9 protein-coding genes are annotated in these 8494 nt (G+C 70.8%); 3 read left to right on the top strand and 6 right to left on the bottom strand.

The features are described 5' to 3' along the window. Together VF542_RS01765 and VF542_RS01760 are read left to right on the top strand one after the other, a co-directional pair. On the top strand, positions 1-394 hold a 394-nt coding region (locus tag VF542_RS01765), incomplete at its 5' end, for an EAL domain-containing protein (protein WP_408649986.1). A gap of 17 nt (positions 395-411) precedes the next feature. Continuing rightward, the gene (locus VF542_RS01760; protein WP_408649987.1) at positions 412-921 is read left to right on the top strand and encodes a GNAT family N-acetyltransferase; all 510 of its coding nucleotides are present in this window, start codon (positions 412-414) and stop codon (positions 919-921) included. Here the strand turns inward: VF542_RS01760 and VF542_RS01755 are convergent. Continuing rightward, a complete protein-coding gene (locus tag VF542_RS01755) occupies positions 887-3358 on the bottom strand; it encodes a beta-glucosidase family protein (protein ID WP_408649985.1) in 2472 nt (823 codons plus the stop codon). The genes VF542_RS01760 and VF542_RS01755 overlap by 35 nt on opposite strands. Before the next feature lie 210 nt (positions 3359-3568). Here VF542_RS01755 and VF542_RS01750 point away from each other — a divergent pair, with 210 nt between their 5' ends. Continuing rightward, a complete protein-coding gene (locus VF542_RS01750; protein ID WP_408649984.1) occupies positions 3569-5065 on the top strand; it encodes a dihydrolipoyl dehydrogenase family protein in 1497 nt (498 codons plus the stop codon). Between the two features lie 52 nt (positions 5066-5117). Here VF542_RS01750 and VF542_RS01745 read toward each other — a convergent pair whose 3' ends face one another. The 5 genes from VF542_RS01745 to VF542_RS01725 form a co-directional block, all read right to left on the bottom strand. Next, a complete protein-coding gene (locus VF542_RS01745; protein ID WP_408649983.1) occupies positions 5118-5729 on the bottom strand; it encodes a nucleotidyl transferase AbiEii/AbiGii toxin family protein in 612 nt (203 codons plus the stop codon). Further along, positions 5690-6019, bottom strand: a complete 330-nt coding sequence (locus VF542_RS01740) for a nucleotidyl transferase AbiEii/AbiGii toxin family protein (RefSeq protein WP_408649982.1) — start codon at positions 6017-6019, stop codon at positions 5690-5692. The genes VF542_RS01745 and VF542_RS01740 overlap by 40 nt, the downstream gene beginning before the upstream one ends. After that, positions 6016-6345 (bottom strand): type IV toxin-antitoxin system AbiEi family antitoxin domain-containing protein, encoded by a 330-nt coding sequence (locus VF542_RS01735; protein WP_408649981.1) that lies wholly within the window; start codon positions 6343-6345, stop codon positions 6016-6018. Before VF542_RS01735 ends, VF542_RS01740 begins: the two co-directional genes overlap by 4 nt. A 25-nt stretch (positions 6346-6370) precedes the next feature. After that, the gene (locus VF542_RS01730) at positions 6371-6601 is read right to left on the bottom strand and encodes a type IV toxin-antitoxin system AbiEi family antitoxin domain-containing protein (protein ID WP_408649980.1); all 231 of its coding nucleotides are present in this window, start codon (positions 6599-6601) and stop codon (positions 6371-6373) included. 147 nt (positions 6602-6748) lie between these two features. Next, a partial coding sequence (locus VF542_RS01725) for a CocE/NonD family hydrolase (protein ID WP_408649979.1) occupies positions 6749-8494 on the bottom strand: 1746 nt, incomplete at its 5' end.

The raw sequence follows: 8494 nt of genomic DNA, 5'->3' as shown, positions 1-8494 counted from the left end.
GGTGACGGTGCTGACCCAGCTCAAGGACCTCGGCGTCGCGCTGGCCCTGGACGACTTCGGGGTGGGTTACTCCTCGCTCGGGCAGCTGGTCAACTTTCCGCTGGACATCGTCAAGGTCGACAAGTCCTTCGTGGACCGGCTCAACGGCGAGCTCAGCGGGGCGGCGCTGCTGCGGGCGGTATTGCAGGTAGCCGAGGCGCTGTCGCTGGAGACCACCATCGAGGGCATCGAGGACGAGCACCAGCTGCAGCAGGTCCGGGCGCTGGGCTGCGCCCGGGCGCAGGGCTACCTGCTGTCCCGGCCGCTGGATGTCCAGGCCGCCTCGGACCTGCTCGCCGGGCGGACCGCACCGGCCCGCGCCGCCGTCGGGCGGCATTCGATAATGCAGGGGTGAGCGCTTCTTCCACCCGCCTGTCCATTTCCGCGGTCGGCTACGACCATCCCGACGCCCAGCGGCTGATCGCCGAGGTGCAGGAGGAGTACGTCCAGCGCTACGGCGGCCCGGACGCGTCCCCCATGGATCCGCTGGAGTTCCGGCCGCCGCAGGGACTCTTCCTGGTCGGCTACCTCGGCCGCGAACCGGTCGCGATGGGCGGCTGGCGCAGGCATGACGACGGGCACCCGCAGACGTCCTGGGCGGCACCGGTGGCCGAGGTGAAGCGGATGTACGTGACGGCCGGCGAACGCGGGCGCGGCTACGCCCGGGCGATGCTGGCCCGCCTGGAGGACACCGCCCGTGAGGCCGGTGCCCGCTGGCTGCTGCTGGAGACCGGCAGCCGCCAGCCCGAGGCGGTCGCGCTGTACCAGTCCTGCGGCTACCAGCCGGTCCCGCCGTTCGGCCACTACGCCGACAGGCCGCTGGCGATCCACCTCGGCAAGGACCTGCTCACAGCGCAAGCTCGGCACGCAGCGGCAGGCTAGCCACGTGCGGCCCGGCCTCGACGGTGAAGCCGCCCGGCTCCAGCGCCCAGCCGTCCTGCTGCCAGTGCTCGAAGGCGCGCCGGGGCAGCGCGATGCTGACCGTCACCGTCTCACCGGCAGGGACCTCGACGCCGGCGAAGCCGGCCAGCCAGCGCACCGGGCGGTCATGGGCGGACTCCGGCCGGGACAGGTAGACCTGCACCACCTCGCGGCCGGCCCGCTGACCGGTGTTGCGCAGCCGGACCGACACCTCGGCGGCGCAGTCCGGGTCCCCGGCGCCCGGGCGGGCCACCGCCAGCGACTCGTACTCGAAGCTGGTGTAACCGAGCCCGAACCCGAACGGGTAGGCAGGCTCGGTGCCCGCGCGCAGCCAGGCCCGGTAGCCGATGTGGATGCCCTCGTCGTAGCGCAGCACGCCGTCGACCGGTTGCACGTCGATCACCGGCACGTCGGCCTCCTCGCCCGGCCAGGTGGTCGGCAACCGGCCGCCCGGCTCGACCGCGCCGCTGAGCACGTCCGCCAGCGCCCGGCCGAACTCCTGGCCGCCGAACCAGGTGAGCAGCACCGCCTGCACCTCCGAGCGCCAGGGCATGGCGACCGGCGAGCCGGAGTTCACCACGACCACGGTGCGTGGATTGGCCGCCGCCACCGCCCGGACCAGGTCGTCCTGCCGGCCCGGCAGCGCCAGCGAGGTGCGGTCGAATCCCTCCGACTCCACCTCGGAGTTGGTGCCGACCACCACGACCGCCACCTCGGCCTCGCGGGCCGCCTCGGCGGCTTCGGCGATCAGGGCGTCCTCCGATGCCACCGCGGGGCGGGACCCGAGCGTGATGCCGAGGGTGCCGGGCAGCCGGGACCTGCCGCTCAGCGAGTGTTCCAGCCGCAGCCGGTAGCTGCGGCCGGCCTGCAGGTCGACCACGGTGGTGCTGGCCGGCGGTGAGAGCACCGCGGTGGCCGGGTCGTGGCCCGCGACGTCGTTCTCGGCCGCCAGCACGTTGGTGCCGTCGATCGACAGCACGGTCAGCCCGACCACGGCGAAGCCCAGCTCGACCGGCCCGCTGACCGGAGGGCGGTAGTCGGTGGTGATCTCCAGGGTGTCCAGGTCACCCTCGGGCGCGTTGCCCAGCCACACCAGCGCGCTGGCGAACCTGACCTCGTCGAGCACCACGTTGCCGGCGGTGTCGCGGAAGCGCACCCGCAGCCCGGCCGAGCCGGTCTCGGGATCGGTGAGGCAGTCCAGCGGCAGCTCCGCGATGCCCGACTGGACGACGGCACCGAGGTGATAGCTCACCACGGTGGCCGGCAGCGCCTGGCGCAGCCCGGTCAGCGGGGAGATGACCTCGCTCGGGACCACCGTCGCGCTGCCGCCGCCCTGGGTGCGGGGCAACTCGGCATTCTGGCCGCTGACGGCGATGCTGGCCGGCGCCCGCAACGGCAGCAGGCCACCGGCGTTGCGTACCAGCACGATGCCCCGGGCCTCCACCTCCCGGGCGAAGCCGGCATCGATGATGGGCCTGGGCCGGTCGTCGGGTTCAGCGTCCAGCGCGCCGACCCGGACGGCCAGCAGCAGCAGCCGGCGCACCTTCTCCTCGATCGCCTCGGCCGGCACCTCACCGGCCCGGACGGCGGCCACCAGGGCCTCGCCCCAGGGCCCGTTCGGGCCGGGCATCGCCAGGTCCTGCCGGGCCTTGGCCGCCGCCAGTGACCGGACCGCGGTCCAGTCCGAGATGACCACCCCGTCAAAGCCCCACTCCTGGCACAGCGGGCTGCGCAGCAGGTCGTTCTCCGACATGGTGACGCCCCGGACGGCGTTGTAGGACGACATCACCGTCCAGGCGCCGCCGTCGCGGACCGCCCGCTCGAAGGGTGCCAGGTACACCTCGTGCAGCGCCTGGTCACTGACCTCCACCGAGGCGGTGAACCGCTCGGTCTCGAAATCGTTGGCGATGTAATGCTTCGGGCAGGCAGCGATGCCGGCCGACTGCACTCCCCGGACGAAGGCGGTGCCGATCTCGGCAGTGAGCAGCGGATCCTCGGAGTACGCCTCGAAGTGCCGGCCGCCGAGCGGGCTGCGGTGCAGGTTGATGGTCGGGCCGAGGACGACGTCGACGCCCTTGCGGATCGCCTCGGCGGCGGCGATCTGGCCGTAGCGATAAGCCAGTTCCGGATCCCAGGCCGCGCTGAGCGCGGTTGCCGACGGCAGGTTGAGCGAGGGGTCCCGCTCGTCCCAGATCTGGCCGCGGACGCCGGACGGGCCGTCGGAGAGCACCATGGACCGAAGGCCCGCGGCCGGTTCGGCGTGGGTGCTCCACATGTCCGCCCCGGTGAGCAGGCGCACCTGTTGCTCCAGCGTCAGGCTGTGCGCGATCTCGGCGACCTGCTCGGCCAGCGCTGCCGGATCGGTACCGATCATGCTCTTCGTGTCGCTTCTGGTCATAGCCGTGCCGCCCTTCCCCGTGGGTACTTCCGATGCTAGTTCGATTCGTGCCTTGCCCGGGCAGAGGCGTATCGCCGGCCGGGCGGCAGCTAATACGCTCACCGAGCAGGCCGACCGGCGCAGTGCGTTCGCCCGGCGCTGAGACGATGGCGAGGCGCGCGGCGGTTGTGCACGACGTGAGGGGCCACAGGCCCAGGAAGGCAGGTCGGTGTGGACGCGGCAGTCGATCCGGATCGCCAGGAATGGGACGTCATCGTGGTCGGGGGTGGGCCGCCCGGTGAGAACGTCGCGCAGTACGCGACCCAGTTCTCCGGCCTGCGGGCGGTGATCGTCGAGTCCGAGCTGCTCGGGGGTGAGTGCTCCTACTGGGCGTGCATGCCGAGCAAGGCGCTGCTGCGCCCGGTGGAGGTGCTCTCGACCGGGCGCAACCTGCCCGGGGTGCGGGAGATCGTCGGTGAGCGGCGGCTCGACGTGGCCGCGGTGCTGGCCCGTCGGGACGCGGTGGTCAACCGGCTCGACGACGGTTCCCAGGTCGACTGGGCGATCGGGGCGGGCATCGACGTCGTGCGCGGCTACGGCAGGTTGTCAGGCGAGCGCGAGGTGACGGTAACCGGTCCGGACGGCGCCGAGCGGGTGCTGACCGCCCGGCACGCCGTGGTGCTGGACACCGGCAGCTCCGCGGCGATCCCGCCGGTGCCGGGGCTGGCCGAGGCCCGGCCGTGGACCTCGCGCGATGTGACCAACATGCATGAGGTGCCCCGCCGGATGGTGGTGGTCGGTGGCGGCGTGGTGGCCTGCGAGTCGGTGACCTGGCTGCACGGGCTGGGTGTCGAGGAGATCACCGTGATCGAGGACGCGCCCAGGCTGCTGGCCCGCAACGAGCCGTTCGCCGGCGAGATCATCGCCGAGCAGTTCCGGGCGGCCGGCATCACGGTCCGGACCGGTACCAAGGTCACCTCGGCGCAGCGGGCCGAGGTCAACGACGCCCCGGTGGGGCATCAGCACGGCGGCGAGGTGAGCGTCACCCTCGACACCGGCGAGCAGATCACCGCCGACGAGGTGCTGGTGGCGGCCGGGCGCCGCCCGCACAGCGACGACATCGGCCTGGAGACGGTGGGCCTGAAGTCCGGTGGCTACCTGAGCGTCGATGACCAGTTGTGCGTCGAAGGGGTCGAGGGAAACTGGCTGTACGCGATCGGAGACCTGTGCGGCCGGGCGCTGCTGACCCACATGGGCAAGTACCAGGCCCGGATCGCCGGTGAGGTGATCGCTGCCCGGGCCGCCGGGCAGCCGCTGGACACCGACCCGTTCGGCCGGCATGCCGATGTCGCCGATCACGACCAGGTGCCGCAGGTGACCTTCACCGATCCCGAGATCGGTTCGGTCGGCCTGAGCGAGCAGCAGGCCCGCGACCGGGGCCTGGACATCGAGACGGTCGAGCACGATCTGGCGGCGCTGGCCGGCACGTACCTGCTGCGGGAGAACTACGTCGGCCGGGCCAAACTGGTGATCGACCGGCAGCGCGATGTGGTGGTCGGCGCCACCTTCGTCGGTACCGGCGTCGCGGAGCTGACCCATTCCGCGACCATGGCGGTGGTGGCCCAGATCCCGGTGCCGGTGCTGCGGCACGTGGTGCCCTCCTACCCGACGGTCAGCGAGGTCTGGCTACGGCTGCTCGAGGAGCTGGGCAGGCGCCGGCAGGGCTGACAGCTGGCTCTCGGCGCGCCGCCCTGACCAGCGCCGAGGCACGCGCACCGAGCTAGTCGATCCACGAGCGCCTCGCACTGTCCCAACTCGTCGTCGGTGATGCCCCCTCAGCGAGCCTGTCGGCGAAGGCGACGGCTGCGTTCACCACAGTTGAGAAGTCCTCCGGGAGGCTCATACGGTCCGGCCCCAGCCCGGTGCGGTAGGCGGCGTACGTTCTGCTCCGCAAATTGACGATGCCGCCTGTGACGGTTGACAGCGCAACGAGGTCGGCTCGTCGATGGTTCATCGTGGCGAGCAATGCCTTACGAACCGCGCCGTGCGTGAGATCTCGATTACCCGTCAACGTGTAGACGTCTGCGTAGTCCCGTACCCGGGTGTTCGCCGCGCCCAGGGTGATGGCAGTAGCGATCTTCTCGGCCAGGACGGTCTCGATCGGGTAGCCCAGGATGCTGATCGCCGGCCCGCCTGGCCGCAGTGCGGGCAACCCAATGGTCTGCGGTGCCGGGACGATCGGATCACCGAAGTTCACGTCCAGACGGAGTTTGACCGTCGCCGATGCGATAGCGCAGTTCATTGCGATGCGTAGGCCGGAGTAGAGGTCCTCGCCTCGTATCACTCGACAGGTCACGGTCCCCAGATCGAACTCGACACCGTCATCGGGCACGGGGTGACCAGCCACGGCCGTGACTCGGGAAACGGTCGTCGCTTCATGGCGAAGTCACGAGCCTGTACGTCCACGTCTGCCGTCGGCCGACGCGCGTCGAACGCTGCCAGCAGCATCCCGCCTTTGAGGACGAACTGATCGCGGTACGGCGAGGCGCTCAGCCGAGCCAGCCACCGCTCGACGACGTACAGCGTCAGTAGCTCCTGCGTGCCGCGGCCCTCGGCTCGGGCCCGACTTTGCAGGTCGAGGTAGGCACGCCCGGCTGCCGTTCCTCTCGGCGGTCGGCTCATTGCGCCATGGCGACGTCGAGTGCTCGCTGCATGGGCCCACGCACGGCCAATACGGATGCCAGCCTCAGCAACTCTGTCGGACGGGCATCATGACGACGCAGGTATCGCTGCAGTGCGCTGTAGGCCAGGTCATCACCCAACCGACCGCGAAGACGCATCAGGTCGACCACTGTTCGCGTCGCGTCGTAGATTCGAACCCATTCCTCAGGTGCTGCCTCGACACGCGACATACCAAGCTCGAACGTCGCGGCATCGAAGCGGAACACCTCTGTCGGTGGATAGGCAATCCGGGGTGGGCGGTGCTGTGATGGCACCGCGATCTGCACCGCCGCGGAGATCTCATCACTCAGGTCATGAAGTGCCGCGGCCGAACGGCAAACACACGATTGCTGCCGGGGATCGGTAGGCCACCGCCAGCAGATCCGGATAGCTTGCTGGAGGTGCGTCCGCACGCCGGAACACCCCACGGGATAGCTCGATGACCTGACCGTCATCGCGCCAGGCATACAGATTCCGAGGATGCACCCCACGGGACAAGGCCGCCGCAGTAGTGAAGGTAGGGGGAAGCAACCCGGTACGCATGATAGGAATGTAACACCGTTTTTACCTATGGTGTAACACTTCTATCCACCAGCTGGCAAAGGGGTCATCCCGGCGTCGTCCTCGTCGTATCTGCTCGATGGTCTCCCTGTGGTGGTACTGGATCGAGACCGGGAAGCGCGCGGAGGGTCAACGTACCGGCAGGGTGAGCACCTGGCTGGTCGAGCCGGTGCTGACCGTCACCGGAGTCGCCAGCTGGCCACCGCGGTAGTTGGTGTCGCCACCGGCGAGGTAGAGGGCGATCCGGTGGCCGGCGTCGAAGCGGTGCGCGATGCCCGGCAGGGTGATGTGCACGCTCCTGGTGACGTCGGAGATCCGGGTAGGGGCCACCAGGCCGTTGATCAGCCGTGCCGTCCCGTCCGGGCCGATGTCGTAGAGCTTGGCGAACAGGACGAGCTGGCCGCCGGGGCCGCTGGCCTGGCTGAGTTCGGCCGTCGGGGCCGAGAGCTGGACGTCCAGGGTGGGCGTGCCCACCACGGTGACCGGCGTGCTCAGCGGCGCGCCGGTCCAGGACGCGAACGTCCCGGGCAGGTTCACGTCCGGATTGTCCAGCGGCACGTCGACCCGGGAGCCGACGACGTCGAGGTTGCCCAGGGTGCTCGGGGCCCCGGCCGCCGGCGTGGTGAACGACTGCGACCCCGGCCGCACCCCGTCGCTGACGAGGTCGGCGCCGGACAGGTAGAGCCGTCGCGGCTTGCCCACCGGGTAGCTGGAGGCGGTTGCCACCGTGCCCGACCAGTCCTGGTAGTAGGCGAAGCCGGGGCCGGTGCTGACGTCGCTGCCCTTGAGGTAGTGATCGAACCAGGCCTGGATCCGGGCCGACTCATAGGCTGCGCCGGCTGCCGAGGGAGTGCCGCCGGAGTGGCCGTTGTAGCGCCACATCAGCGCCACCGGCGTGTGCTGGCGGCGCAGCGCCTGGTAGGTGGCGATCGACTCGTTGAGGGTGAACAGGGTGTCCACCTCGCCCTGGTCCAGCAGCACCGGAACGGTGATCCGGGGCAGGTAGCTGGCGACCGAGGCGTGCCGGAGGGTGGCGGCATCGCCCGGTTGCAGGTAACCGGTGCTGCCTGCGGTGACCAGCGCCGGGCAGACGAACTCGGCGAAGTTGGGACAGCCGACCATGCGCTGCGGGTCCTGCAGGGCGTACTCGGCGCCGTCGAAGATGCCGATCGCAGAGAAGGCGCCGGCCCAGGACAGCTTGGTGGCGCCGGGCGTGCTGGTACCGGGAGTGTCGGCCCCGGCGTGGTTCGGCCCGAGGGAGTAGCTCAGGTCGTTCCAGGTGATCTGCGGGTTGAGGACGTCGACCCGGGCGTCGACCGAGGCGACCGCGAACTGGATCTGCCCGCCGTAGGAGCCGCCCCACATCCCCACCCGCGGGTCGTACTGCCGGGCGATGCCGTGGTGGTCCACCGCGTCGTGCAGCACGTAGTCCGGCGCCGGGACCGGATCGGTGTGCGCGGCGTCGGTGAAGGCGATTCCGGGCGCGCCGCCGAGGAAGCTCACCAGCTGGCTGCCGGCCACGCCGTCGTAGTCCGGGTCGTCCAGGGTGATCTTGCACCCGGAGCCGCCGAAGCCCAGCCCGGAGTAGGAGAGCACCGCGTAGCCGAGGGCCGCGTACTGCTGGGCGAACGGGGTCTGGTCGGCGGCCGAGCCGCCGAAGCCGTTGGTGGTGAGGATGGCCGGCACCGGCTGCTGCGCCGAGGCGCCGTCCGGGGTGTAGAGATCGCCGGCGATGTCACACCGGCGCTGGTCGCCGGCCGGGCCGGTGGTCACCGAGAAGTGCAGTGACTGGGTCCGGTATCCGGGCCCGGCGGCGCCGGCCGTCCCGGCTCCGACGGCAACCGTTGAGCTGACAGCCAGCACTGCGGCAGCGGT

The sequence above is a fragment of the Jatrophihabitans sp. genome (assembly GCF_036389215.1).
Classification (GTDB): Bacteria; Actinomycetota; Actinomycetes; order Mycobacteriales; family Jatrophihabitantaceae; genus Jatrophihabitans_A.
Note: the sequence above shows the minus strand (reverse complement) of the source record. Positions and strands in the feature narration are given on the sequence as shown.

Excerpts from the sequence above, each read along its gene's own strand:
- VF542_RS01755 (WP_408649985.1), bottom strand. The coding sequence starts at position 3,358 with ATGACCAGAAGCGACACGAAGAGCATGATCGGTACCGATCCGGCAGCG.
- VF542_RS01730 (WP_408649980.1), bottom strand. The coding sequence starts at position 6,601 with ATGCGTACCGGGTTGCTTCCCCCTACCTTCACTACTGCGGCGGCCTTG.
- VF542_RS01740 (WP_408649982.1), bottom strand. The coding sequence starts at position 6,019 with ATGAGCCGACCGCCGAGAGGAACGGCAGCCGGGCGTGCCTACCTCGAC.